Origin of the sequence: Streptomyces sp. NBC_01017 (genome assembly GCF_045162795.1) — a bacterium.
Taxonomy (GTDB): Bacteria; Actinomycetota; Actinomycetes; order Streptomycetales; family Streptomycetaceae; genus Streptomyces; species Streptomyces machairae.
The window spans coordinates 6,102,929-6,128,133 of the sequence record NZ_CP108683.1 but is presented as its reverse complement, the minus strand read 5'-3'; the positions used below and the strand labels follow the sequence as shown (position 1 = coordinate 6,128,133).

Sequence of the window (25,205 nt, the reverse complement as noted above, 5' to 3'; positions counted from 1 at the left end):
CCCACCCCGGACAAGGATCATGAAAAGCACCAGGAGGAGAACGGCTCCGGAGAGGTCACCCGCGGAGCCTCCGGCATGAACAGCGGCAACGGCGACGACCAGCACCCCACCCCACGGCCGGACCCTGACCTGCCGCCCCGCATACCGCTCCCCCGCGCCTCCGTCGAGGACACCGGACGCCCTCTGCCCGCCCTGGACGGCCTCGGCGACCCGCCGCCCGGGGCGGCCCCGCTCGTCCTCGAACACCGCGTCCTGAAGGCACTCCTCGGCGCCTGGGCGCTGGCCGCCTGCTCGCCGGAGGAGACGGCGGCCGTGGAGGAGCACCTCGGCGACTGCGGTTCCTGCGCGGACGAGGCGCGGCGGCTGCGCGAGGCCGTGGGCCTGCTGCACCCCGCCGAGAGCCTCGACCTGGACCCGGCCCTGCGCACCCGCGTTCTGCAGGGCTGCCTGGAGCGCCGCCCGCCGCGCATCCCGGTGCCCGAGTGGGCGGCCCCGTACGACGCCGAGACGGCCCGCCTCGACGCCCTGCTGCAGGACTTCGGGGACGCCGAGTGGCACGCGCCCGTGCGGCTGCGGTGGTTCGAGAAGGACGAACCGACGAGCCGCCGTACGACCGTCGCCGGGGTCATCGCGCATCTGCTGACGGTCGACGGGCTGGTGGCGCTCGCCCTCGGCCTCCAGGACCCGATGGGCGACGTCGCCGCGGACCGGCCGACGCCGTCCGGGCGCACGGAGGCGTACTGGCGGGCCTCGCACTTCCCGCCGACCCGCGCCGTGCGCGCACCCTGGCGCGAACAGACCCACGCCCTGGTCCGCACGGTGTCCTTCGCGGGCGGCGGCACGGGCAGACTGTCCGTGGCCTACGGCGACTTCGAGCTGCCGCTGCGGGACGCGATGCTGGACCGCGCCTTCGAGTGCTGGGTGCACGCGGAGGACATCGCCGACGCGGTGGACTATCCGTACGAGGCGCCGGTCGGCCGCGATCTGCACCACATGGTCGATCTGGCGGCCCGCTTGCTGCCGACGGTGCTGGCCGCGCGGCGGCGGGCGGGATTTGCGGCGCCGCCGCCTCCCGGCCCACACCGCCGCCTCGTGCCCGCCGGCGAGCCCGGCCGCAGCCTGCGGCTGGAGATCGAGGGTTCGGGCGGCGGCCAGTGGCTGATCCCGCTGGACTCCCCGGCGGCGGTGGGCTCCGCCGAGCACGAGGTGGCCCATGTCGCGCTGGACGGGGCGGAGTTCTGCCGGCTGGCGGCGGGGCATGTGCCTCCGGCGGACGCGGCGGCAGGGCAGGTCGGTGACCGGGAGGCGATCAGGGACGTGCTGTTCGCTGCGGCGAGCTTGAGCCGGATGTAGGGGGCGGCTGCGGTTTCGTCGGCGGCTGCCCCGCGCCCTGAAGAGGTGCGTCCACTGCACGTGCCCTTAGGGGCGCGGGGAACTGCGCGACCAGCCACCGACTTGCTGCGGCCGCCCGCGAGACAGAAGCCCCCGAGCTCCTAGGCGAACACGACCGTCCGCCGCCCGTTCAGCAAAATCCTCCGCTCGGCATGCCACTTCACGGCCCGAGCCAACGCCTGGCACTCCACATCGCGCCCGATCGCGACCAGCTGGTCCGGCGTGACGCCATGCCCCACCCGCTCGACCTCCTGCTCGATGATCGGCCCCTCGTCGAGATCCGCGGTGACGTAGTGAGCCGTGGCGCCGATCAGCTTGACACCCCTGGCGTGCGCCTGGTGATACGGCTTCGCGCCCTTGAAGCTCGGCAGGAAGGAGTGGTGGATGTTGATGATCCGCCCGCTCAGCTGCTTGCACAGGTCGTCCGAGAGGACCTGCATGTAGCGGGCCAGCACGACCAGCTCCACGCCCTCCTCGCGCACGATCTCCAGCACCTGCGCCTCGGCTTCGGACTTGTTGTCCTTCGTCACCGGGATGTGGTGGAAGGGGATGTCGTACGACCCCACCAGCTCCGCGAAGTCGGTGTGGTTGGACACCACGGCGGCGATCTCCACCGGCAGCGCGCCGATCCGCGCCCGGAACAGCAGGTCGTTCAGGCAGTGCCCGAACTTGCTGACCATCAGCACGACCCGCATCTTCTCCTCGGCCCGATGGATCTGCCAGTCCATCTGGAAGGAGTCCCCGATCGCCGCGAAGCTCGCCCGCAGCTTGTCCACCGTCACCGGCGCATCCGCCGAGAAGTGGACGCGCATGAAGAACAGTCCCGTGTCGTGGTCACCGAACTGCTGGCTGTCCTCGATGTTGCAGCCGGTCATGAAGAGGTAGCTCGACACGGCGTGCACGATGCCCTGCTTGTCGGGGCACGACAGGATGAGGACGTACTGGTCGGCGGGGACCGCGGCTCGGGTGGACTGCTGGTTCATGCAGCACAGGGTCCCATATCCGGCCCCCTCGACGGGCAGTCGTCCCGTTACGCGGACCTCTCACCAGGCCCGGACATGATCCTCACGCGGACCGCGTCATGATCCGCAGCACCTCAAGGGTGCGCGGCGGGGCGTCCGGGTCCTCGCCGTCGGCCATGGCCATCCGGACATGCGCGTCCCGCGCCGCCCGCACCGCCTCCGGCCACCCCTCGTTCTCGACGTACGCGGAGACCGCCGCGTCCGGGCCGACCTGGTGCATGATCCGCAGCACGCGCAGCACGGCGGTGTCGACGAGCGCCGCCTCCTGCGAGTCCCGGAAGATCGTGCCGACGTACTTCTCGGCGGACCAGTTGTCCAGCCAGGTGTCCTCGACGAGGCGGTACACGGCGTCGGTGACGTCGCCGTACCCGTCGACACCGGCCAGCCAGACGTCCCTCTGGAACGTCTGGTCGGAGAGCATGTGCAGCGCGGAGCGCACATTGCTGCGCCAGCGCCACCACGGCATGTCGTTGAGTGGCATGCCGCCCATGGTGGAGGAGCGACGGGCGCGACGGGAAGAGCTATCCGAACCTTGCACGGTCATCGATCGTACGTTCTCCATCACAGCAGCCTCACCGGCCCCCGTAATTCACCTTCCGGTCACCCCGGGATAACCGTGGGTGATGCCTGGGTTTGTTGTGTGGCGGAATCGTGCGTGTCCATGACCGGCAGGCGACGCACCCGCAGCACGCTCCTCCCCACGATGACCAACCGGCCCGTCAGAGCAGCCGCCCGCTCGGCGGCGGCCGTGGTGGCGTGTGCGTCGCTCGCCGTCGGATGCGGGGTCATCCCCGGTGCCACGGGGGGCTCCGGGGATGACACGATCACCGTCATGACCTGGGCCCCGCAGGGCACCAAGGCGACCAACAAGCCCGGTATGCCCGCCTTCGCGCAGGCCTACGCCCGCTGGATCAACGCCCACGGCGGCCTCGGCGGCCGCAAGCTCGAGGTCCTCACCTGCAACGACCGCAACGACAGCGTGGCCGCGGCCCGGTGCGCCGACCGCGCGGTCGAGGAGAACGTCGTCGCGGTCATCGGCTCCTACAGCCAGTTCGGCGAGACCTTCCTGCCCTCGCTGGAGGGCGCCGGAATCCCGTACATAGGCGGCTACGGCGTCACCAACGCCGAGTTCACCAGCCCGCTGTCCTACCCCGTCAACGGCGGCCAGCCCGCCCTCCTGGCGGGCCTCGGCAGGGAACTGGCCCGCTCGTGCGGCCCCGTGGCCCTGGTCCGCCCCGACAGCATCGCGGGCGACGAGCTGCCGCCGCTGCTCGACTCCGGCCTCAGGGCGGGCAGGCACTCGTCCTCGGCCGACCAGCTGGCCGCCGAGGACGCCACCGAGTACGGAGGCCAGTCGGAGCGGGCGCTGGAGTACGCCACCACCGACCTGGCGGAGAAGGGCTGTGTGGTGCCCGCCCTCGGCGATCGCACCAGCACCTTCATGGACTCCTTCCGGCGCTCCCGCGAGGACTACCGCGATGTGCGCACCGCCACCGTCCTCGGCAGCGTCGACCAGACCGTGATCAACACGACCGGCGGGGCGTCGGTGTACGACGGGTCGTACATCTCCGGCTGGTACCCGGTCACGAGCGACCCGCGCTGGGACGCGATGAAGAAGGTGATCAGCGAGCAGGCCTTCGGCGACAACCGCATCGACCCCGCGGACGCCGGCGTGCAGACCACCTGGATCGCCTACACGGTGTTCAAGAAGGTCGTCGAGTCGCTGGGCGACGGCGAGGTCACCGCCAACTCGGTGCGCGGGGCGCTGAACAACGGCCAGAAGGTGTCCACCGGCGGGCTCACACCGGCGCTTCAGTGGAAGTTCCAGGACGTCCTCGCGACCGTCGGCTATCCCCGTCTGGTCAACCGCAAGGTGACCCTCCAGGTCGTCCGGGACGGTCAGCTGGTGGCGGCCCGCAAGGGCTTCATCGACGTGACGAACACGCTGCAGAACGCCGACGTGAACTGACCGCCCGGCCCTTCCGGGCGGTCGTCGGCCCCGCCCCGTACTACAGCTGGGTGGGCTGGCGCTCGGTCAGGCCGTACTTCTTGGCGATCGTGTTCCACAGCTGCGCGGCCGTCTTCTTCTCCGTGCTGGCGGTGCCGCTCGCACGGTTGCCGGCCTGCGTCTGGCCGGTGGAGCGGGCCTGGCCCTTCTTGCAGAGCTGCCCCTTCTTGGCCGCCACCTGGTCCGCCCACGCCGCGTAGTGGTTGTCGGCGGACGCCGACGCCTGCCACGCCTTGTTCAGCGCGCTCGTCAGCTCGGTGTGACTCGGGAGCTGGTCGACGGAGAGCTTGGACAGGTCGGTGACCAGCTGGGTGCGCTGCTTGGCTGCGCCCCGCAGGTCCGTGGCGGCCTGAGCGAGGTTGCCGCAGGTCTTCACGGCGGCCACCGCGTTGATCACGGCGGTACGGCTGTCACCGCTGTCGGCCAGCAGCTTGTCCAGTGCGACCGCCTGCTGCTCGGCCGGATCGTCGGTCGGCGACGCCGAACCCTCGGTCGCCGGGGCCGTGGCGGAGACGGGCTTGTTGTCGTCGGCCTTCGGATCGTCCCCGCCCCCGGCGGCGAGCATCGCGCCCGCACCGATGCCGAGGACGACGATCCCGACACCGATGGCCGCGATGAGCGGCACCTTGGATCCCGTACGGCCGCCGCCGCGGCCTCCCCGGCCCACGTCGTCGGTGCCCGGGCCGGACGGACCGGGCGGGAAGTACCCCGACTCGTGCCGGCCCTGCGGCTGCGGTTGGTGCTGCTGGATACGCGGCATCTGCTGGGTGGCACCGGCCGGGGCCGCACCGGCCGGCTCACTGCGGAAGAGGTTGTCGAAGTCGGACAGCGGCTGCCGGCCCTGCCCCGCCTGCGGCGCCCCGCCCGGCTGACCCGTCACCGGCGGGATGAACTGCGTGGCGTCGGCATCGCTCCCGGCAGCGGCCGGCAGCGGCCCGGCACCGCCCTGAGGACCGCCGCCGCCCTGCCGGACCCGCCCCAGGACCTGCGTGTGCTCGCTGGGCGCCTCGGGCGGCAACGCCCCGGGCCCCACCGGCGGGATGTACTGCGTCGCCCCTTCGCCGACGGCGGGTGCGGCGACGGGCGGTATGTGACGGGTGGCCTGGTCGTCCGCGCCCCCAGGGGCGGCGGCGACCGGCGGTATGTACTGAGTGGCGCCCTCGTCGGCCGGAGGCATCGGCGCCCCGTAGCCGCCCGAACCGGCCTGCGGGAAGGGCGCGTTGGAGCCCTGGGCTCCGTACTGCGCGCCCGGGTCACCGTGCCCGGCGGACGGCAGCGCACCGCCCTGGCCGGGAGCGCCGTACGCCTGCCCGCCGGCGGGCGGCAGCGCCCCATGCGTGCCGTGCTGCCCCTCGGGCGGCAGCGGCGCGCTCGCGTACCCCTGACCGCCCGCGGGCGGCAGCGGCATCGACGACGGATCGCCGTGCCCGTACGGCTGCTGCGGCGCGGGCAGCTGCGACCCGGCCGGGTCGCCATGGCCGTACGACGGCGCGCCCTGCACGCCCCCCGCGGCATCCGGCGCAGCGCCCCACTGCTGCGGGGGCGGCGACTGGTACTGCTGTTCCTGCCCGCCCCAGGACTGGTCGGGCGGGGCGCCCCAGGCCTGGCCCGGCGCGGCCGGCGGCGGGGCGGGGTGCTGGTTCTGGTCGGGTCCCCAAGGGGTGCCCCAGGCCTGCCCGCCGGGCGGTGCCGAGGGCGGGGGTGCGGTCGGCGGCGCGGCCGGCACCGACGTCGGCCGGCCTGCCTGCGCGCCCGTCATACCCGGCAGCAGCGGCTCACCACCGTCCGAGGGCAGCACGATGCCTTCGCGCGCGGGTCGCGCCGAGGGCTCCTCGCCCCGTCCACTCTGCGTCACCGGGACTCCTACTAATGGGGGACCTTGTGAATCGTCGGGTCACGCTACCGGCTCCGCCGAGCCGGGTGCCACGCCGCCCAGGACGTGACCTGGGTCCCTGTGACCGCCGTAACAATTCCGGGCCCCCCTCCGCTATATACGTCCCCCCTTCGTCACCGTCGCCTTCATTTCCCTGCCGTTCATGCCCAGGTACCCCGCGGTTTCACGCCGCCGCCGGAAGGTCCAGCCGCGCCCCGAACTCCCTGACCACCGGCTCGTCCCGGTACGGCTCCAGGCGCTGCTGGAAGTCCTCCAGATACTCGGCGCCCCGGTTGGACCGCAGGGTCTCCAGCAGTTCCACGGCCTTCAGGCCGGTGTGGCAGGCCTGCTCGACCTCGCGCTGCTGCACCTGTGCTGTGGCGAGCAGCACATAGCCGATCGCGCGGCGCCGCGCCTTGGTCTCCGGGAGGCCGGCCAGCGACTCCTCCGCGCGCCGCGCAGCCGCCTCGGACTGGCCGAGGTCGCGGTGGCAGTGCGCCAGCTCGTCGGCGAGATATGCCTCGTCGAAGTGCGCGATCCACGCCGGGTCGTCCCCGGACTCCGGATCCGCCGTCTCCAGCGCGGTCACGGCACGTCCGGACGCCACCTGGGCGGCCCGTGCGTCGCCCATCAGCGCATGCCCTCGCGCCTCGGCCGCGTAGAACATGGCCTCGGCGCGCGGTGTCACGCGCCCCCGCGCCCCCTCCTGCGCCGCCCTCGCGAGCTGCGAGATCTCGCGCGGGTTCCCGAGCTGAGCGGCGAGGTGGCTCATGGAGGCGGCCAGCACATACCCGCCGTACCCCCGGTCCCCCGCCGCCTGCGCCAGCCGCAGCGCCTGGATGTAGTACCGCTGGGCGAGCCCCGGCTGCCCGGTGTCGATCGCCATGTACCCGGCGAGCTCGGTCAACCGCGCGACGGCGGCGAAGAGTTCCCGCCCGATCGCCTCCCGGTACGACCCGGCCAGCAGCCCGGAGACGACACTGTTCAGGTAGTGCACGACGACCGGGCGCACATGCCCGCTGCCGTACTGGTGATCAAGGTCGACGAGCGCCTGTGTCATCGCGCGCACGGCCTGCACGTCGGACTGCCCCACCCGCGGCCCCGCCGAGCGCGCCACCTGTGAGTCCGGGGACGAGATCAGCCAGTCACGGCTGGGCTCGACCAGCGCGGACGCGGCGACGGACGAGCCGGACAGGAAGTCCCGGCGCCCGACGTCGCTGCGCCACAGCTCGCAGACCTGCTCGATGGCTCCCAGTACCGTCGGCGAGAACTGGAGACCGACGCCGGACGCGAGGTTCTTGCCGTTGGCCATCCCGATCTCGTCGATCGTGACCGTACGGCCCAGCTTGCGGCCGAGCGCCTCGGCGATGATCGCCGGTGCCCGTCCCCGCGGCTGCTGTCCCCGGAGCCATCGGGCCACGGACGTCTTGTCGTAGCGCAGATCGAGTCCGTGCTCGGCACCGCACATGTTGACCCGGCGGGCCAGCCCGGCGTTCGAGCAGCCCGCTTCCTGGATGAGCGCCTGCAGCCGTTCGTTCGGCTGTCGCGCGACGAGAGGCCTTGCGGCCATGGCGTACCCCCTGTGGCTGCGGTGCCTGCCCACGCACCGAGTTGATGTGTCTTCCATCACCGAATCCGACCCGGGGCACTGGCTGTGCACCGCAAAATTCCGGCCGTGAAGATCAATGCCCCGTCGACATAGCTAAAATGCGAGGCTTGTGAGGATTGCCGGGGTAAAGGCGGAAGCCGACCCCACAGTGGGCTACCCAGCCCCGGCCACGGATCCTCCCGCGCGCCCCCACACGTGCACCCATGCGCCCCAGATGAGGAATCAATGCTCCTCCCCCGCGCGCGCTACGCCCGTAACCCGAGGTGGGTGCGGGAGTTGTGTTCAGCGTGGAAGAGACGATCCCGGCCACCGAAGCCGCACAGATTCCGAAGCAGCGCGGCGAAACGCTGCTGGAGACCGCCGTTCGTTATGCCGAGGAGCGTCACTGGGACGTGTTCCCCGGGACCTGGCTGGAAGCCGCGGACGGCGTGCAGCTGTGCTCCTGCGGCGACACCGCATGCCCCGCGCCCGGCGCGCACCCCGCCCGCCCGGACTGGGCGACGCAGGCGACCGGGAGTGCGACGGTCGCCCGTCGGATGTGGCAGAAGCAGCCGAACGCTTCGATCCTGCTGCCGACGGGGCGCACCTTCGACGCGATCTCCGTCCCGGAGACGGCCGGGTTTCTCGCCCTGGCCCGTATGGAGCGGATGGAACTGACGCTGGGGCCGGTGACGTTGGCGCCGGACCGCCGGATGCACTTCTTCGTGCTGCCGGGGGCGTCGGTGAAGGTGCCCGAGCTGGTGCGCAAGCTGGGCTGGTCCATCGGGTCGCTGGATCTGGTCGCGCTCGGAGAGGGCGCGTGGGTCGCCGGGCCGCCGACTCGGTTCGGGTCTCGGGGGGCTGTGCAGTGGGCCTGTCGGCCCACGCCGGCCAATCGGTGGCTGCCGGATGCGGAGGAGTTGATCTCGCCGCTCGCGTATGCCTGCGGCAGGGATCGGTAACGCCTGCACGTCTGCCTGATTGAGGTTCGTCGGCGGCTGCGGGTTCGTCGTGGCCAGTCGCGCAGTTCCCCGCGCCCCTTAGGGTTGGCACCCATGACGTCGGCCGTAAGTGTGCGTGGGCTCTGGAAGCGGTTCGGGCAGCAAGTTGCCGTTGCCGGGATCGATCTTGAGTTGCCCGCCGGAAAGTTCATCGGGCTCGTCGGGCCCAATGGCGCCGGGAAGACCACGACCCTCTCCATGGTGACCGGGCTGCTCAGGCCCGATCAGGGGTCCGTCGAGGTCGTCGGGCACGACGTGTGGCGGGACCCCGTCGAGGTGAAAGCACGGATCGGGGTGCTGCCCGAAGGGCTTCGGCTCTTCGAGCGGCTCTCCGGGCGGGAGTTGCTCGCGTACTCGGGGCGGCTGCGCGGACTCCCCGGCGCCGAGGTCGACAAGCGGGCCACCCAGCTGCTGGACGTACTCGATCTGGCGGGGGCCCAGCACAAGCTGGTCGTCGACTACTCGACCGGTATGCGCAAGAAGATCGGCCTCGCGGCGGCGCTGCTCCACAATCCCGAAGTGCTGTTCCTGGACGAGCCGTTCGAGGGCGTCGACCCCGTCTCCGCCCAGACCATCCGGGGCGTCCTGGAGCGCTACACCGCCTCCGGCGCGACCGTCGTCTTCTCCTCCCACGTCATGGAGCTCGTCGAGTCACTGTGCGACTGGGTCGCCGTGCTGGCCGCCGGACGCATCCGGGCCCACGGCCCTCTCGCCGAGGTCCGCGGCGACGCGGCCTCGCTGCAGCAGGCGTTCCTCGAACTCGTCGGTGCGAACGCCCGCGACACCGGGTCCGACCTCGACTGGCTGGGCGGGGCCCGATGAGCACCGACGTGACCGGAGTCGTCGTACGGCTGAAGCTGTCGCTGCTGCGGAACGGCCTGCGCCAGTCCGGTGGCCGGCGGGCCGCCTACATCGCCTCGGCCGTCGTGGTCCTCCTCTTCGCGGCGCTGCAACTGCTCGGCCTGATCATGCTGCGCGGCACCGCGCACGCCGACTCCGTGGTCGTACTCCTGGTGGCCGTCCTGGCGCTCGGCTGGGCCGTGATGCCGCTGTTCTTCCCCGGCGGCGACGAGACCCTCGACCCGACCCGGCTGGTGATGCTGCCGCTGCGCCCCCGGCCCCTGGTGCGGGCACTGCTCGCGGCCTCCCTGGTCGGCATCGGCCCCCTGTTCACCCTGTGCCTGTTCACCGGTTCGGTGATCGCGCTCGCGCGGGGCGGACCGGCGTCCGTCGTCGCAGTGATCGCCGTCGTGCTGGCCCTGTTGGTGTGCGTGGCGCTCGCGCGTGCCGTTGCCGCGGCCAACATCCGGCTGCTGACCAGCCGTAAGGGACGCGATCTGGCGGTGCTGAGCGGGCTGGTCATCGCGATCGGGGCGCAGGTCGTGAACTTCGGGGCGCAGCGCCTGGGTTCGTCGGGGCTCGCCCAGCTCGATCCGGCGGCGGATGTGCTGCGGTGGGTGCCGCCGGCGTCCGCGATCGGGGCGGTGGAGTCGGCGAGCGAGGCGAAGTACGGGACCGCTCTCCTCCAACTTGCCCTGAGTGCGGGCGCGTTGGTGGCCCTGATCGCCGTATGGTCACGTCACCTGACCCGGCTGATGACGTCCCCCGACGGCTCCACGCTCCAGGCGGCCACGGAGTCCGCCGTACGCGAACGGAACTCGACGGGCCTCGCCCGCCTCCTCCCGCCGGGCCGCACCGGCACCGTCATGGAACGCAGCCTGCGCTACGTCTGGCGCGACCCGAAGACCAAGGCGGCCTGGGTGACCTCGCTCGCCATCGGCCTGATCGTGCCGCTGTTCAACGCCTTGCAGGGCACCGGCTCGATCTACTTCGCCTGCTTCGCGGCCGGGATGCTCGGCATCCAGATGTACAACCAGTTCGGGCAGGACACGTCCGCGTTCTGGATGGTCGCGATGACGATCTCGTCCCCGCGGGACGCCTACGTCGAGATGCGCGGCCGAGCCCTGGCGCTGCTGCTGATCACCCTCCCGTACGCCGCCCTCGTCATCATCCTGACGACAGCGCTGCTCGGCGACTGGCCCAAGCTCCCCGAGGTCCTCGGCCTGTCCTTCGCGCTGCTCGGCGCCATGCTGGCGACCGGCGCCTGGACGTCGGCCCGCTTCCCGTACTCCATCCCGCAGGAGGGCTACAAGAACGTCGCCCCCGGCCAGACGGGCCTCGCGTGGATCTCGATCTTCGGGGGCATGATCGCGGCGGCCCTCCTGTGCGCCCCCGTGATCGCGGTGACGATCTGGCTCAACGTGAGCGACGGCGGGGACGACTGGACCTGGCTGCTGCTGCCGGGCGGGGCGGTCTACGGGGCGGCGATCACGCTGCTGGGACTACGCCTGGCGGCACCCCGCACGGCGGCCCGCCTCCCGGAGATCCTGACGGCAGTGAGCAAGGGATAGCGGGCCCTGCTGACCCAGGGGCCCGCAACGCCCCTTGGGGCGCGGGGCTGTATCGCTATGCGGCTCCGCCGCGTGGGCGCGACAAGCCACGAACAGCCCGCAGCCGCCGTCGCTCAGCACGCACCGAGCTCACAGGCGCCCGGCGTCACCCCGTGCGCACCGCGTCCAAAAAGGGCTCGACGGCCCCCCGCCATCCCTCGGGCTGGTCGTAATGCACCAGGTGACCCGCGTCGGCCACCTCCGCGTACTCCCCCCGCGGCAGCACCCGCACCATCTCCTGAGCCTCGGCCCGCCCCAGCTCACCGTCCAGCCCACGCACGACCAGCGCCGGACACTGAACCTGGGCGAGCTCCTCCCAGTGCGCGTCGAAGACCCACGTCTCCCGCGACCGGAGCATCTGGTCCGGATCGAAAACGGGCCGCCACCCGTCCTCGCACTCGTGCATCACCTCGGCGTAGAACTCGCCCCGCGCGGGATTCGGCCGCTCGACCCAGGGGTCGTCCTCACCGAACCACTTGCGCACATCGGCGAGCGTGGCGAAGGGCACGGGCCAGGCCTTGAACCAGTCCGACCACTCCCGCTGCGAGGCCGAGCCGAGCGCGGACGCCCGCATGTCGCAGATGATCACGCCGCCCACCAGGTCGGGCCGCCTGGCGGCGAGCTGCCAGGCGGTGAGCGCGCCCATGGCATGGCCGATGAGGACGACGGGGGCGAGGCCGAGCTGTTCCAGGGCGGCCTCGGCGTCGTCGACGTACGCCTCGCGCGTGAAGGAGGCCTGCGAGGGCTTTTCGCTACGGCCGTGGCCGCGCTGGTCCAGCGCCACGGCGCGGTGCCGCTCGGAGAGCCAGCGGGCGGTGGACGTCCAGTGCGAGGCACGGCCCATCAGGCCGTGCAGTAACAGCACACCGGGCGTGTGCTCATGTTCCCTGGCGGGGTCGGTCTTGGGAGGGTCGCCGAATTCCCAGGCCGCGAGACGTACGCCGCCCGCGCCGGTCACGTCGATGCGCCGCACCATTGGTCCTGGCACCCCCCTAGCTCCGCTCGGACCGCTCGAGCCGACCGGTCCTGTGAACCGTGTCCTGCTTGCCGTACGTGTCGTGCCTGCCGTATCTGCCGCCGCTCACGCGAGCACCACGTGCCACCTGCGTCGCACGCGTCGTGAATGCCCCCGGACGCGATGTGCATGTCCTGTGTGTCTGACGTGATCTTATGCGCACACTCCTGAAGCGCACGTTCCGCCTGACCCGTCACCGCAGACTATCGAACTCTTATTCGAAAATGCGGCCCTCGCGGCCAACACCCCTCATTCGAGTGACCCCCCTCAAGGATTGATCGCCGGCGCCGAGGGGAGATCTTCAGCGGGAGGCGGACCGCTCGGGGAAACCGGTCCGAGGGGAATGACCCTGAGAGCTCGGGGCTCCGGGTCAGCACAGGGGAGGACAGGCCCCGGCGCCATGTGGCGCCGGGGCCCTCTCCACACTCACGGCACATCCTCGCGCCCCCTCCCCGGCCGGACGCATCGCTGTCGATCACGGCCCAGAGCTCTCAGGTCATATGCCTCACGCGACAGCCTCGCACGCGAATCGCCGGAGCGCTGCGATTCGACCTACTGGATCTTGGAATGGGCGAGATCCAGGATCGCCACAACTCCCGCTCGTTTACCGGGAGTTACACACACGAGAAGCGAAAACGACCAGCCGTCAGCGCTTGGCGACGAACACATGGGAGGCGACGTCCGCCTCCAGCTCGGCAGCCTCGCCGCCGCTGCCCACCAGCACGCCACCCGCCGACTCGGTCACACTCACCACCGAGCCGGGCTGCACGCCGGCCCGACGCAGCGTGTACATCAGCTGCGCGTCGGTCTGGATCGGCTCACCGATCCGCCGGACGACGACCGTCTTGCCCTCGACGCCCGGGTCGAGGTCGGCCAGCGAGACCATGCCCTCGTCGAGGAACGGATCGGCACCGTCCTTCTCGCCGAGCTCCTCCAGACCGGGGATCGGATTGCCGTACGGCGACTCGGTCGGGTGCCGCAGCAGCTCCAGCACGCGCCGCTCCACGGCCTCACTCATCACGTGCTCCCAGCGACACGCCTCGGCGTGCACCTGCTCCCACTCCAGCCCGATCACGTCGACGAGCAGACACTCGGCGAGACGGTGCTTGCGCATGACGCGGGTGGCAAGCCGCCGCCCCTCGTCCGTCAGCTCCAGATGCCGGTCGGTCGCCACGGACACCAGCCCGTCACGCTCCATCCGCGCCACCGTCTGACTGACGGTCGGCCCACTCTGGTCCAGCCGCTCGGCGATACGGGCGCGCATGGGGACCACACCTTCCTCCTCCAGCTCGAGGATGGTGCGGAGATACATCTCCGTGGTGTCGATCAGTCCGGACATACGTGCCCCTCGATTAGCTCTGCGATTAGCTCAGCCGGAAGCGAGACAGCTCCACGGCGCGTGCGCTGGCCCTGCACTCAATTCTGCCGGATACCACGGACAACCGTGCCGCGCCGTTGGAACCAGCGGGTTACACGAGGGTATGCACCCGGTCCGCGGGCGCACCCCCACGGCGCGGCACCCGCGTACGGCGGAAAGCGCGCGTGCCCGGGGTGCCGCCCGCAGCGGCCGGCGTCGAGAACAGCCTCTCTCCCCGGCCCGACCACCGGCGGCACACCGTATTGACACCGCACTGGTCCAGACCGCACGGTGATCCGCAACACACCCCCACCCCCACCGACGCCCCACCCCCGGAGGGCCCCGCATGAGCGACAGCAAGCCGGCCGACCAGTTCTTCGACGCCGCCATCGCCCTCCTCCAGCGGGCCCGCGACGAGGAGGCGGAGAACATCGAGGCAGCCGGCACCCTGCTCGCCGACACCGTCGCAGGCGGCGGCCGCCTCTTCGCCTTCGGCGCCGGTCACTCCTCGCTCGCCGCCCAGGACGTCGTCTACCGCGCAGGCGGCCTCGCCCTGATGAACCTGCTCGCGGTCCCCGGCGTAGTGGGCGTGGACGTCATGCCCGCCACCCTCGGCTCAGCCCTCGAACGCGTCGACGGCCTGGCCGGTGCGGTCCTGGACAGCTCACCCCTGCGGGACGGCGACGCCCTCGTCGTCATCTCCCTCTCCGGCCGCAACGCCCTGCCCGTGGAGATGGCCATGAAGGCCCGTGCCCTGGGCGCCAGGGTCATCGGCGTGGCCTCGGTGGCGTACGCCTCGGAGACGAGTTCCCGGCACGCCTCCGGCACCTACCTCAAGGACCACTGCGACATCGTCCTCGACTCGAAGATCGCGATCGGCGACGCGGAACTCACCCTCGACACCATCCCGGCCCCCTTCGCCCCCGCCTCCACGGTCGTCACCGCGGCTCTCCTCCAGGCCGTCATGGCCACGGCAGCCGCCTCCCTGGCAGAGCGCGGCATCGAGCCCCCGCTCCTGCGCTCGGGCAACGTCGACGGCGGCCACGACTGGAACAACAAGGTGTTCGACAAGTACGGCGACCGGATCTTCTACCGGCAGTAGGGGCCCCGCACGGCCTAACCCCGCCCCACAACCGCCGCCAGATCCAGAGCGGAAGCGATCCGCACCGCCACGTCCTCCGCGTACACCGCATCGCTCCGCTCGAACGCATTGCGCCCAGCGCCCCGCAGAAACGTCACGACGCCCACCGTCCGCCCGCGGCTCCGCAGCACCGCACACAGCGCGTGCACCGAGTCCGCGGGCCACTGCCGCCCCACCGCCCACTCACGCGCCTGCTCCGCCGGCATCCGGCCCGCATCGGCCCGTACCGACCCGGTCCGCGTCACGCACTGCAAGGCCGGATGCCCCTCGGCGTACCGCACCGGCAGCCCGGCCTCCCCGCCGAGCAGGCTCGGTCCCGGTGCGCCCGAGGGGGTCACGGCGACCCGAACGAGTCGTACCGGCTCCGCGGCCTCCGCATCCGGCACCGCCCCGCCCGCGACGCGGTCGATCAGCGCGTGATCGGCGAACCCGGCCAGCGCGAAGTCCAGATGCACGGTCGCCGCGTCCGCAGGGTCCTCGCACTCCGCGGCGGCCCTCGCGGCCCGGTGCAGCTGGTTGGTCCGGAACCGCAGCAGTGCCGACTCCTGCTCCGCCTGCTTGGCCTCGGTCATGTCCTGGAAGAGCCAGCCCACCCCCAACGGCACCGGCTCCTCCGCGAGCGGAGAGGCCAGCCGTACGAAGCCGCACCGCCAGCACCGCCGCCGCTCGCCCTCCGGCGTCCGCACGCTCACCCAGATCTCGGCCGGCGCGGGCGGCGCGCCCTCCGCCAGCACATGCGTGAGCGCGCTCTCCAGCTCCTCGACACCCTGGGCGAGAAGATCCCCGAGCGGCCGCCCCAGCACGGACGTACGGCCGATACCCAGGGCCCGGGCCGCGTGCGCGTTCACCACCGCGGGCCGCAGATCGGCGTCGACGAGGACGACGCCCCAGGACGCGTCCTCGAACAACGCCTCGCTCAGCGCGATCGAGCGCTCCAGATCGATCTGGGTGTGCACCTCGCTGAAGGCGCAGTACACCCCGGCGGGCTTCCCGTCAGGTCCGCGGACGGCCGCCGACTGCGTCCGTACGAGGACCCGCCCGCCGTCCTTGGTCAACAAGGCGAACTCGTGCACCTGCCGCCCCGGAGCGTGCATCGCGGACATCAGCCGCTCCTCCACCTCCGCGGCGTCGGCCTCGCGCACCGCCCACCCGGCGAACCCGTGCCGCCCCACGGCCTCGGCCGCACTCCACCCGAGGATCCGCTCCGCCTCACGGTTCCAATGGGTGACGACCCCGTCCGCGTCGAAGGCGCACAAGGCCGCGTCCATCCCGTCCAGCAGCGCGGCCAGCAGATCGGAACCGCCTGCCGAACCCTCTGAACCAGCCGACGAACCCTCCGGACCGTCCCGCTCGGGTTCGTCCGGTCCCAGCTCGTCGGTGGTCCCACTACGCCGGGAAGCACTCACCTGGACCCCCTGCCAAGCTGCGTCCGCACGTACGACGCGTCGGTTCGCTCACTCGCAATCATCTAACTGGAACGTGACGCAGCACACACCGAGTTCCCACAAGATTGAAGGAATCGTTGTGCGGCGGAAATCCTCCGCACCCGAAAGCGCCCGAAAGCGCCCTCGACGCCCGACCCCTACGCCCCGCTTCCCCTCCTCGCATACACCTCAATCTCGATCTTCATCCGAGGATCCGCGAGCCCGCACACCATCATCGTCGCCGCCGGCCGCACCTCCCCGAAATACCGCCGCAGCACCGGCCAGCACGGCTCGAAGTCGGCCCGCTCGGGCAGCAGGTACCGCACCCGCACCACATCTGCGAACGAACAGCCCGCCTCCTCCAGCGCGGCACCCACGTTGCGCAGGCACTGCTCTGCCTGCTCCACCACGTCCTCGGAGATCGTCATGGCCGAGTAGTCGAAACCGGTCGTCCCCGACACGTGCACCCAGTCCCCGTCGACCACGGCACGGGCGTACCCGATCTGCTCCTCGAAGGTCGATCCGCTGAGGATGGCCTGCCGCCCCGGCTGCTGCGTTGTCATGCACGGAACGCTAGGTGACCAGCGCAAACAGGTACAGGGAAAAAAGAGGTTGATCGGGGGCCGACGTGGTTCCTAGGGTGTGGAGCACACGAGAAGGGAGGTGGTTCGGCAGATGTATGAATACCGGACGCGTGAGGTGGCTGCGGGCTAGCGGCCCGTCACCCCACCCAGTGCGGTGCCGGACCAGCACGTGACAGATGCGTGCAGCCGGCCCAATCCCAGGCAGTCACCCGACCCGCGAGCTCGCCGGTACGTCCGGCCGGCTCCTCCGCCACGGCGGAGGAACCCGAGCTCGCGGGTCGTCTGCGTTCAGGGGACGCGGGGCGCCCTCACGGGCTCAGGCGCTCGATGCGCCAGCTTCCGTCCTGCTCCGCCACGTACCGAAGCCGGTCGTGCAGCCTGTTTTCCCGCCCCTGCCAGAACTCCACCGCCTGCGGTGCCACCCGGAAGCCGCCCCAGTTCGGCGGCACCGGCACCTGATCGCCCTCGGGATGACGCGCGGACAGTTCGGCGTACGAGGCGTCGAGGTCGGCACGGGTGGCGATGACGGAGGACTGGGCGCTGGCCCAGGCCCCGAGCTGGGAGCCGTGCGGGCGGCTCCGGAAGTACGCGGCCGTCTCGTCGCGCCCGGTGCGCCGCGCCACGCCCGTGACGATGACCTGGCGGGCCATCGGATGCCAGGGGAAGAGCAGGGACAGGTACGGGTTCTCGGCGAGGTCGCGGGCCTTGCGGGAGTCGTAGTTGGTGTAGAAGACGAAGCCCTGCTCGTCGAAGTGCTTCAGCAGCACGGTGCGGGAGCTGGGCCGCCCCTCGGCGTCCGCGGTGGAGACGATCATCGCGTTCGGCTCGAAGAGGTGGGCCTCGGACGCGGCCTGCTTGAACCAGCGCGCGAACTGTTCCACCGGGGTGGCGGCCAGATCGTTCTCGGCGAGGCCCTCGGCCCGGTACTGCTTGCGCATCGCGGCGGGGGCGAGGGGGACGGCGTCTCGGTCGGTCACGCGGTCATCCTGCCGTATGTGACGGACGCCGTACGGCGCGGTGTCCTCCTTCGGCACTGCATGGCACTGAGTGCCGCAGAACCCTCCCGAAGATGACACTCAGGGACTATCGTGCTGTTGTCGTCGTGGTTGGATGACCGCCGACCGCACGGGGCATCACAGGGGTACGCCCCGGACCGCGAGTCAGAGTGCCTGACCGTGGATCCAGCAGGCGTGCGCCCCATCTCTGTCGAGTGACACGTGATCGTTCCACCCACAACCCCATCCGTCGCACACATCACGAGGAGCCGCCTGATGTCCGACTTCGTACCCGGACTCGAGGGAGTCGTCGCGTTCGAGACGGAGATCGCCGAACCGGATAAGGAGGGCGGCGCTCTGCGGTACCGGGGCGTCGACATCGAGGACCTGGTCGGGCATGTCTCGTTCGGCAACGTCTGGGGACTGCTCGTCGACGGTGCCTTCCGGCCCGGTCTGCCGCCCGCCGAGCCGTTCCCGATTCCCGTGCACTCCGGCGACATCCGCGTCGACGTCCAGTCCGCGCTCGCCATGCTGGCCCCGGTGTGGGGGCTGAAGCCCCTCCTGGACATCGGTGAGGAGCAGGCCCGGGCGGACCTGGCCCGAGCCGCCGTCATGGCCCTGTCCTACGTCGCCCAGTCCGCGCGCGGTCAGGGCCTGCCGATGGTGCCGCAGCGCGAGATCGACAAGGCGCAGTCCGTCGTCGAGCGGTTCATGATCCGCTGGCGCGGCGAGCCCGACCCCAAGCACGTGGCCGCCGTCGACGCGTACTGGACGTCCGCCGCCGAGCACGGCATGAACGCGTCCACCTTCACGGCCCGCGTCATCGCGTCGACCGGCGCCGACGTGGCCGCGGCGCTCTCCGGTGCCGTAGGTGCCATGTCCGGCCCGCTGCACGGCGGTGCCCCGTCCCGGGTCCTGCACATGATCGAGGAGATCGAGCGCACCGGCGACGCCGAGGCGTACGTGAAGCAGACCCTCGACAAGGGCGAGCGCCTCATGGGCTTCGGCCACCGCGTCTACCGCGCCGAGGACCCTCGCGCGCGGGTGCTGCGCCGCACCGCCCGGGAGCTGGGCGCGCCCCGCTTCGAGGTCGCCGAGGCGCTGGAGAAGGCGGCGCTGGAGGAGCTGCACAATCGGCGCCCGGACCGGGTCCTGGCCACGAACGTGGAGTTCTGGGCCGCCATCATGCTGGACTTCGCGGAGGTCCCGGCGCACATGTTCACGTCCATGTTCACCTGCGCCCGTACGGCGGGCTGGTCGGCGCACATCCTGGAGCAGAAGCGCACCGGCCGCCTCGTGCGCCCGTCCGCGCGCTACATCGGCCCGGGCCCGCGCGACCCGCGTGCGGTCGAGGGCTACGCCGACATCGCGCACTGACCCGTCCGCCGAGCCGCCGATCCACTGGTCCCGAGCGGTCGTCACACGTGGAGCCGATCAGCTCCGCGTGACGCCGCTCGGCCGCCGGTGAGGCCGGCTTCGGCGTACGGACCGTGACTGATCCACTCCGCCAGTATGCTGGGGCGGCTGCGGCGCACCTTCCACCATCACCCGTTCCCACGTGGTGAGTTCATGCCTGCGGCGATCGAGACGTCCCACGGCATGAGGATGAGAACAGGTGCTGATAGCGGGCCGTTACCGGCTGAGCGAGTCGATCGGGCGCGGTGGGATGGGGGAGGTCTGGCGGGCCTACGACGAGACGCTCGGCCGGCCCGTGGCCGTCAAGCTCCTGCTGCCCCAGGACACCGACCCCACCGCAACGTCCCGGTTCCGTCTTGAGGCGCAGACGGCGGCACGGATCGCCCACCCGAACGTGGTCGGCGTACGGGACTTCGGCGAGCACGAGAACCGGCTCTTCCTGGTCATGGAACTCGTCGAGGGCGAAAGCCTCGCGCGCGTGGCCGCACAGTTCGGCGCGCTGCCCGCCGAACGCGTCGCCCGGATCGCCGCCGAGGCCGCCGCGGGGCTGGCCGCCGCGCACCGCCAGGGCATCGTCCACCGGGACATCAAGCCCGGCAACCTGCTCCTGGACGCCGACGGCACCCTCAAGATCGGTGACTTCGGGATCGCCCGCTTCCTCGACGACCCCGGCGCCGCGCTGACCGCCACCGGGCAGATCGTCGGCACGAGCCTCTACCTGGCCCCCGAACGGGCGCTGGGGCAGCCGGCGGGCCCGGCCTCCGACGTGTACGCGCTGGGCTGTGTGCTCTACCAACTGCTCACCGGGCGCCCGCCGTTCCACGCCGACACCGCTGTCGCGATCCTGCACCAGCACCTGGACGCCGTGCCCGTACCGCCCCGCGAGCTGGGTGTCCCGGGGCTGCCGCCCGCCTTCGAGAGCTACCTCCTCGGCCTGCTCGCCAAGGACCCCGAGCACCGGCCCGCCGCCCAGCAGGCCGCCGACTGGTTCGCCGACGGCGCCTGGCAGGGCCGCCCCGAGCCGCTGCCCGAGGCCACGTCGCCGTCCCGGGGGCCTGCGGTCGTCGCGTCGGCGTCCACGGCCGGGTCGCAGGTGGGCGGGACCAGCAGTCCGACCACGTACATGCTGCCCTCCTCCCAGGGCCCGGCATCCACCGGAAGATCCGGATCCCGTTCCAGATCCGGGTCCGGCTCCGGCTCCGGCTCCGGCTCCGGGTCCGGCTCCGGGTCCGGCTCCGGGTCCGGGTCCCGGTCGCAATCCCGTTCCCGGTCCGGCTCCCGGGCAGCGGGCCCGGCGCGTCCCGGGTCCCTCGCGCTCCTCGTGCGCCGGCCGCGGGTGGCGGCCACGGCCGCTGCGGCAGTGCTCTTCGCGGCCGCGATGCTCCTCGGCATGCTGTGGTTCGCTCCCGACAACACCGCGACGGAGGGCACGAAGTCCGAGGCCCCGCCGAGCCCGCCCGCCTCCGCATCCACGTCCCCTGCGGCCTCGATCCCCTCCCCTGCCGCCTCCCCGATCCCGGCGGGGGCGGAGACGGACGGAGCCCTGGACGCAGAGCGGGACGAGCCGGACGAGGCGAAGCTGGAGCAGGAGCAGGAGCAGGAGCAGGAGCAGGCCAGGCTGGAGCAGGAGCGGTTGGAGCAGGCCGAGCGCGAGCAGTCTGAGCGCGAGCAGGAGAAGCGGGAACAGGAGCGGCAGCGCGCAGTGCCGCAGGACGACGACGATGGCGACGACGACGGGAGCGGCGACGACTGACAGGCGGCCGGGGGGCCGGGGGGCCTCAGCCCAGCGTCTCCTCCAGCAGCAGCGCCCATTGCGTCACCACGCGGTCGCGGCGGGCCGCGTCGTCGGTGAGGAGGTTGGCGAGGCCCAGGCCGCGGGCCATGTCGAGGAGGCCCTGGACCGTCTCCCGTACGCCGGGGCGGGATTCGTCCGCGCCCAGCAGGTCCACGGCTATCCGGTGGGTCTCGCGGCCGACTCGGGCCTCCAGCTCCGTGACCCGTGGCCTCAGCTGCTCCTCGTTGGAGGCGGCCACCCACAGATGCAGGGCGGCGCGGAACAAGGGGCCCGTGTAGAGGTCCACGAGGCCGGAGACGACCGCACGCCGGTCGCCCGCAGCGCCCTGCGGGAACAGGGCGCGCAGGGCCGTCGAGCGTTCCTCGGCGACGTACTCGACGGCCGCCGTGAAGAGGTCCTCGCGGGTCGGGAAGTGGTGCTGGGCGGCGCCCCGGGAGACGCCGGCGCGTTCGGCGACGACGGAGACCGTGGAGCCCGCCCAGCCGTGTTCGGCGAGGCAGGCCACGGCGGCTTCCAGGAGGCGTTGCCGGGTGGCGCGGCTGCGGTCCTGCTTCGGAACGCGGTCGGCGCGGTCCGCGCGGTCGCCGACTGTGGTCACACCACCCATGCGGGATCCCGTCGTTCGAGGAAGGCCGTCATCCCCTCACGGGCCTGGGCGGAGGAGAACAGCCGGGCCGAGAGCGCGGTCAGGTCCGCCGCGTCCCGGTCGAAGGCTTCCAGCACCTTAGCCGTGAGCAGCGCTTTCGTCTCGGCCAGGGCCTGGGGGGCGGCCCGGCGCAGGCCGTCCAGGATGGGGGCCAGCGCCTCGTCGACGTCCTCGCCGGCCGTGGTGAGCAGGCCGATGCGGGCCGCCTCCGGCGCGGTGAAGCGTTCGCCGGTGAGGTAGTAGCGGGCCAGGGCGCGGGGGTCCGTCCGGGGCAGGAGGGCCAGCGAGATCACCGCGGGGGCGACGCCGATGTGGACCTCCGTGAAGGCGAAGGTGGCTTGCTGTGACGCGGCCGATATGTCGCCGGCCGCGAGCAGGCCCAGACCGCCCGCGCGTACGTGTCCGGTGACGCGGGCGACGACCGGTTTGGGCAGGGCGAGGATCTGCCTCAGCAGCGCCACCAGCGCCTCCGGCGGCGGCGGGTCGCGCAGGTCCGCTCCCGCGCTGAAGGTGTTGCCGGTGTGGGTGAGGACGATCGCGCGTACGTCGGCGTCCTTGGCGCAGTCCGCCAGCGCGTCGGTCAGCTCGCCCACGAGGGCGGCCGAGAGCGCGTTGCGGTTGTGCGGGGAGTCGAGGGTGAGGGTCTCGACGCCCCGCGCGCGTGTACGGCCGATCAGCGTCACATGTTCTCCTTGAGTGCCCGTAGTTCGCGGCGCAGGATCTTGCCGGAGGCGGCCCGTGGGACACCGTCCATGAAGGTGACCCGGCGGACGCGCTTGTAGGGGGCGACCTGTTCGGCGACGTACATCATGACCTCTCCTTCGGAGAGGTCGGTGGCGGTCGGCTGGCGGACCACGTACGCGTGCGGGACCTCGTTGCCGTCGTCGTTGTAGACGCCGATGACCGCCGCGTCGGCGATGCCGGGGTGGGTGAGCAGGAGGGCCTCCAGTTCGGCGGGGGCCACCTGGAAGCCCTTGTACTTGATGAGTTCCTTGACTCGGTCCACGACGAACAGCCAGCCGTTCTCGTCCACATGGCCCACGTCGCCGGTGTGCAGCCAGCCGTCGGTGTCGATCATCGCGGCGGTGGCGTCGGGGCGGCCGAGGTAGCCCTTCATGACCTGGGGACCGCGGATGAGGATCTCGCCGGACTCGCCGGCGCCGAGGTCCTTGCCGGGGTCGTCGAGGGAGACGATGCGCATCTCGGTGCCGGCGATGAGCTTGCCGACGGTTCCGGCAGGCGCGTCGTGCATGGCGGCCAGGGGGACGACGTGGGTGCCGGGGGACAGTTCCGTCATGCCGTAGGCCTGGCCGACCGGCGGCAGGCCGAGGCGCTGCGCGCAGGCGGCCGCGAGCTTCGCGTCCAGGGGTGCGGCGGCGCTGACGATGTACTTCAGGGACGACAGGTCGTAACTCGCGACCAGGGGGTGCTTGGCGAGGGCCAGCACGATCGGCGGGGCCACGTACAGGCCGGTGATGCGGTGCTTCTGGATGGCCGCGAGGAAGGTCTCCAGGTCGAAGCGCGGCAGCACGACGACCGTCGCGCCGAGCCTCAGGGGCGCGTTCATCAGGGCGGTCAGGCCGTAGATGTGGAAGAAGGGCAGGACGGCGAGGATGCGGTCGCCGGGGCCTGCGGATATCGCGGGTTCGAGCTGGGCGAGGTTGGTGGCGATCTGGCGGTGCGTGAGCATCACGCCCTTGGGGATGCCGGTGGTGCCCGACGAGTACGGCAGGGCCGCGACGTCCGCCGCCGGGTCGAGGTCGACCTGCGGTTCGGGGGCGGCGGACGCCAGCATGTCGATGAGCGACCGGTGTCCGGGCGCGCTGTCGCACACGAAGATCTCCTGCACGCCGCCCGCGAGTTCAGCGGCCCGGCGTGCCGCCTCCAGCAGCGGTGAGACGGTGACGATCCAGCGGGCCGCCGAGTCCTTCAGCTGCTTGGCGAACTCCTCGGGCGTGGCGAGCGGGTGCACGGTCGTGACGGAGGCACCCGCGCGCGTGGCGGCGTAGAACGCGGTCGGAAAGGCGACCGTGTTGGGGCTGTGCAGGGCGAGGACGTCGCCCTTGCGGACGCCCGCCTCGGCCAGGCCGGCGGCCACCCGCCGGTGGAAGCGGTCGAGCTGTTCGTACGTGAGCGTGGTGCCGTCCGTGCCGTCGATGAGCGCGGGTGCGTCACCGAACTCGGCCGCCCGGCCCAGTACGAAATCGTGGATGGGGAGTTCTACGGCCGGAACGTCTGCGTACTCGCTGCGGAACACGGTTCCTCCTCGCGACACGGTGCCGACAGGGTGCCCGTCAGTACGACTTGGGCAGGCCCAGGGTCTGGTGGGAGACGTAGTTGAGAATCATCTCCCGGCTCACCGGAGCAATACGAGACACGCGTGCTGCGGTTATCAGCGAGGCGAGGCCGAATTCGCGGGTGAGGCCGTTTCCGCCGAGCGTGTGCACGGCCTGGTCGACGGCCTTCACGCAGGCCTCCCCGGCCGCGTACTTGGCCATGTTGGCGGCCTCGCCCGCGCCCACGTCGTCACCGGCGTCGTACAGGTGGGCCGCCTTCTGCATCATCAGGCGGGCCAGTTCGAGGTCGATGTGCGCCTGGGCGAGAGGGTGCGCGATGGCCTGGTGGGCGCCGATGGGGGCCTTCCAGACGGTGCGGTCGCGGGCGTACTCTATGGCGCGCGCGAGGGCGTACCGGCCCATGCCGATCGCGAACGCGGCCGTCATGATGCGTTCGGGGTTGAGGCCGGCGAAGAGCTGGAGCAGGCCCGCGTCCTCGTCGCCGACCAGGGCGTCGGCGGGGAGCCGGACGTCGTCGAGGGTCAGCTCGAACTGCTTCTCCGCGGCGCTCAGTTCCATGTCGATCTGCCGGCGCGTGAAGCCTTCGGCGTCGCGCGGGACGATGAACAGGCAGGGCTTGAGGCTGCCGGTGCGGGCGTCCTCGGTGCGGCCGACGATGAGGGTCGCGTCCGCGATGTCGACGCCGGAGATGAAGACCTTGCGGCCGGTGAGGAGCCAGTCTCCGGTGTCCGGGTCGCGGTGAGCCGTGGTCGTGATGCGGTGGCTGTTGGAGCCGGCGTCGGGTTCTGTGATGCCGAAGGCCATGGTGCGGGTGCCGTCGGCGAGGGCGGGGAGCCACTCCTGTTTCTGGGCTTCCGTGCCGAAGCGGGCGATCACCGTGCCGCAGATGGCGGGCGACACGACCATCATCAGCAAGGGGCAGCCTGCGGCGCCCAGTTCTTCGAGGACGATGGAGAGTTCGGCGATGCCGCCGCCTCCGCCGCCGTGTGCCTCCGGCAGGTTGACGCCGAGGTAGCCGAGCTTGGCTGCTTCGGACCAGAGCTCTTCTCGGTCGTAGGTGCGGCCGTGGCGTTTGCCGAGGGCGGCTACGGCGGCTCGTAGGGCCTTGTGTTCTTCGGTTTCGAGAGTGGTGGGCATGGGACTCCTCCCGGGTGCGGGTTGTCTGTGGCTGGTCGCGCTCACGCGGCGGTAGCCGCATATC

The 25,205-nt window shown here is 71.7% G+C and carries 21 protein-coding genes; 8 read left to right on the top strand and 13 right to left on the bottom strand.

Features of this window, described 5'->3' with window-relative positions; translation table 11 throughout:
- The first annotated feature begins 75 nt into the window (after positions 1-75).
- Positions 76-1,353, top strand: coding sequence for a zf-HC2 domain-containing protein (locus tag OG331_RS28175; RefSeq protein ID WP_406210321.1), 1,278 nt, complete (start codon positions 76-78; stop codon positions 1,351-1,353).
- A gap of 140 nt (positions 1,354-1,493) precedes the next feature.
- Here the strand turns inward: OG331_RS28175 and purU are convergent, their stop codons facing one another.
- Together purU and OG331_RS28165 are read right to left on the bottom strand one after the other, a co-directional pair.
- A complete protein-coding gene (gene purU, locus OG331_RS28170; RefSeq protein WP_406201138.1) occupies positions 1,494-2,375 on the bottom strand; it encodes a formyltetrahydrofolate deformylase in 882 nt (293 codons plus the stop codon).
- An 82-nt stretch (positions 2,376-2,457) separates the two neighbouring features.
- Positions 2,458-2,958 carry a hypothetical protein gene (locus tag OG331_RS28165; protein WP_406201136.1) on the bottom strand — a complete coding sequence of 167 codons (501 nt, stop codon included), beginning with the start codon at positions 2,956-2,958 and terminating at the stop codon, positions 2,458-2,460.
- A gap of 117 nt (positions 2,959-3,075) precedes the next feature.
- Between OG331_RS28165 and OG331_RS28160 the strand changes: the two genes are divergently transcribed.
- Positions 3,076-4,383 (top strand): ABC transporter substrate-binding protein, encoded by a 1,308-nt coding sequence (locus OG331_RS28160; RefSeq protein ID WP_406201134.1) that lies wholly within the window; start codon positions 3,076-3,078, stop codon positions 4,381-4,383.
- Between the two features lie 40 nt (positions 4,384-4,423).
- Here OG331_RS28160 and OG331_RS28155 read toward each other — a convergent pair whose 3' ends face one another.
- Together OG331_RS28155 and OG331_RS28150 are read right to left on the bottom strand one after the other, a co-directional pair.
- Positions 4,424-6,277 (bottom strand): hypothetical protein, encoded by a 1,854-nt coding sequence (locus tag OG331_RS28155; RefSeq protein WP_406201131.1) that lies wholly within the window; start codon positions 6,275-6,277, stop codon positions 4,424-4,426.
- A gap of 202 nt (positions 6,278-6,479) precedes the next feature.
- The gene (locus OG331_RS28150; RefSeq protein ID WP_406201129.1) at positions 6,480-7,865 is read right to left on the bottom strand and encodes a transcriptional regulator; all 1,386 of its coding nucleotides are present in this window, start codon (positions 7,863-7,865) and stop codon (positions 6,480-6,482) included.
- A 317-nt stretch (positions 7,866-8,182) separates the two neighbouring features.
- Here OG331_RS28150 and OG331_RS28145 point away from each other — a divergent pair, with 317 nt between their 5' ends.
- The 3 genes from OG331_RS28145 (at position 8,183) to OG331_RS28135 (ending at position 11,295) form a co-directional block, all read left to right on the top strand.
- Complete coding sequence (locus OG331_RS28145; protein WP_406201127.1) at positions 8,183-8,845, top strand: bifunctional DNA primase/polymerase; 663 nt, start codon at positions 8,183-8,185, stop codon at positions 8,843-8,845.
- Between the two features lie 93 nt (positions 8,846-8,938).
- Positions 8,939-9,706, top strand: a complete 768-nt coding sequence (locus OG331_RS28140; RefSeq protein ID WP_406201124.1) for an ABC transporter ATP-binding protein — start codon at positions 8,939-8,941, stop codon at positions 9,704-9,706.
- On the top strand, positions 9,703-11,295 hold the full coding sequence (locus OG331_RS28135) for a transporter (protein ID WP_406201121.1): 1,593 nt from the start codon (positions 9,703-9,705) through the stop codon (positions 11,293-11,295). The genes OG331_RS28140 and OG331_RS28135 overlap by 4 nt, the downstream gene beginning before the upstream one ends.
- 145 nt (positions 11,296-11,440) lie before the next feature.
- Here the strand turns inward: OG331_RS28135 and OG331_RS28130 are convergent, their stop codons facing one another.
- Entirely contained in the window at positions 11,441-12,310 is an 870-nt protein-coding gene (locus tag OG331_RS28130) for an alpha/beta fold hydrolase (RefSeq protein ID WP_406201119.1), read from the bottom strand.
- 685 nt (positions 12,311-12,995) lie between these two features.
- Positions 12,996-13,688 (bottom strand): metal-dependent transcriptional regulator, encoded by a 693-nt coding sequence (locus OG331_RS28125; protein ID WP_062703554.1) that lies wholly within the window; start codon positions 13,686-13,688, stop codon positions 12,996-12,998.
- A 364-nt stretch (positions 13,689-14,052) separates the two neighbouring features.
- Between OG331_RS28125 and OG331_RS28120 the strand changes: the two genes are divergently transcribed.
- The gene (locus OG331_RS28120) at positions 14,053-14,808 is read left to right on the top strand and encodes an SIS domain-containing protein (protein WP_406201117.1); all 756 of its coding nucleotides are present in this window, start codon (positions 14,053-14,055) and stop codon (positions 14,806-14,808) included.
- Positions 14,809-14,822: 14 nt separating this feature from the next.
- Here OG331_RS28120 and OG331_RS28115 read toward each other — a convergent pair whose 3' ends face one another.
- From OG331_RS28115 to pdxH, 3 genes are all read right to left on the bottom strand, one after another.
- Positions 14,823-16,253, bottom strand: a complete 1,431-nt coding sequence (locus OG331_RS28115) for a PAS domain-containing protein (protein ID WP_406201114.1) — start codon at positions 16,251-16,253, stop codon at positions 14,823-14,825.
- Between the two features lie 176 nt (positions 16,254-16,429).
- Positions 16,430-16,834, bottom strand: coding sequence for a RidA family protein (locus OG331_RS28110; RefSeq protein ID WP_406201112.1), 405 nt, complete (start codon positions 16,832-16,834; stop codon positions 16,430-16,432).
- 329 nt (positions 16,835-17,163) lie between these two features.
- Positions 17,164-17,832, bottom strand: a complete 669-nt coding sequence (gene pdxH, locus OG331_RS28105; RefSeq protein ID WP_406201109.1) for a pyridoxamine 5'-phosphate oxidase — start codon at positions 17,830-17,832, stop codon at positions 17,164-17,166.
- A gap of 294 nt (positions 17,833-18,126) precedes the next feature.
- Between pdxH and OG331_RS28100 the strand changes: the two genes are divergently transcribed.
- A complete protein-coding gene (locus tag OG331_RS28100) occupies positions 18,127-19,227 on the top strand; it encodes a citrate synthase 2 (RefSeq protein ID WP_328426960.1) in 1,101 nt (366 codons plus the stop codon).
- A 238-nt stretch (positions 19,228-19,465) separates the two neighbouring features.
- Positions 19,466-21,019: a serine/threonine-protein kinase gene (locus OG331_RS28095; RefSeq protein WP_406201106.1), complete on the top strand. Its 1,554-nt coding sequence runs from the start codon at positions 19,466-19,468 to the stop codon at positions 21,017-21,019.
- Positions 21,020-21,044: 25 nt separating this feature from the next.
- Here OG331_RS28095 and OG331_RS28090 read toward each other — a convergent pair whose 3' ends face one another.
- Genes OG331_RS28090 through OG331_RS28075 form a run of 4 tightly spaced genes read right to left on the bottom strand, consistent with a single transcriptional unit; the run spans position 21,045 to position 25,141 of the window.
- Complete coding sequence (locus OG331_RS28090; protein ID WP_406201104.1) at positions 21,045-21,668, bottom strand: TetR/AcrR family transcriptional regulator; 624 nt, start codon at positions 21,666-21,668, stop codon at positions 21,045-21,047.
- A complete protein-coding gene (locus OG331_RS28085) occupies positions 21,656-22,390 on the bottom strand; it encodes an enoyl-CoA hydratase family protein (RefSeq protein ID WP_406201101.1) in 735 nt (244 codons plus the stop codon). The genes OG331_RS28090 and OG331_RS28085 overlap by 13 nt, the downstream gene beginning before the upstream one ends.
- Positions 22,387-23,964 carry a 4-coumarate--CoA ligase family protein gene (locus tag OG331_RS28080; RefSeq protein ID WP_406201099.1) on the bottom strand — a complete coding sequence of 526 codons (1,578 nt, stop codon included), beginning with the start codon at positions 23,962-23,964 and terminating at the stop codon, positions 22,387-22,389. Before OG331_RS28080 ends, OG331_RS28085 begins: the two co-directional genes overlap by 4 nt.
- Before the next feature lie 37 nt (positions 23,965-24,001).
- Positions 24,002-25,141, bottom strand: coding sequence for an acyl-CoA dehydrogenase family protein (locus OG331_RS28075; protein WP_406201097.1), 1,140 nt, complete (start codon positions 25,139-25,141; stop codon positions 24,002-24,004).
- Positions 25,142-25,205 lie beyond the last annotated feature (64 nt).